We start from the raw sequence: 795 nt of genomic DNA on the forward strand, positions 1-795 counted from the left end.
CAGGGCGACGAGGTGGGCGCGGCGGTGGTGCGGATTTGGATCGATCCGGACGAAGCCGACCTCGTGCAGGTCGTCGACGACCCGCTGCACCGCCTGGCGGGTCAGGCCCATGTTGCGGGCGATGTGCGCCACCGGCAGCGGCACGGGCGAGAGCGCGACCGCTCCGAGCACCTGCCAGCGGGCGCTGGTCAGCCCGAGATCGTCGACGAGGGCGTCGCCGGCCGTGAGCAGGTCGCCGTTGAGGCGGAACACCGCCAGCGTCAGTTCGGTGAGCGCGCGGCGGCCGCTGTCGGGGGCCGAGCCGGGTCGGGACGAGGCGGGAGGGGTGATCTGCTCGGACACGATCGTTTCGCTACAGGCTGTCGAGATGACAGCGTATTGTCATCGCGGGTGCAGAACGGGCATACCGGGCGCCGGGTTCCCTGCGCGCGGCAGCGCCGGGTGACGGGCGCCGTCCCGGGTGTGCCGCAACGAGGGGGAAGCGTCGCTCCCGTCAGGCGACGCGAGCGGAAGGACGGGCCGTGGGGGCCCGTGGTTCTCGCCCGCCGAGCCGACGGTACGGGGCGCAGTTCAGGCGCCGGCCTCGAACCGCTCTCCCTCGTAGTCGAGGTGAAGGTAGTCGGGATCGAACCGGGCGAGGGCCGTGAGGGCGTCGAGATCCGGGAGAACGAGGGACTTGTCGCGCCAGTCGATCAGCCCGGCCTGGCGCAATTCGCGCAGTGTCCGGTTGACGTGGACCGCCGAAAGGCCGAGCGCATCGGCGAGCTCCACCTGGGTGATCGGCAGCTCGCAGCG

The 795-nt window shown here is 71.9% G+C and carries 2 protein-coding genes; both read right to left on the reverse strand.

Annotated features, from left to right (window positions below; genetic code table 11):
• Positions 1-264, reverse strand: a 264-nt coding sequence (locus QR78_RS31760) for a MarR family winged helix-turn-helix transcriptional regulator (protein WP_141657963.1), incomplete at its 3' end; no start/stop codon positions are given.
• A gap of 306 nt (positions 265-570) precedes the next feature.
• Positions 571-795 (reverse strand): Crp/Fnr family transcriptional regulator (locus QR78_RS31765; protein WP_048431635.1); only part of this gene is annotated, 225 nt, incomplete at its 5' end.

Origin of the sequence: Methylobacterium indicum, assembly GCF_001043895.1 — a bacterium.
GTDB classification, from domain to species: Bacteria; Pseudomonadota; Alphaproteobacteria; order Rhizobiales; family Beijerinckiaceae; genus Methylobacterium; species Methylobacterium indicum.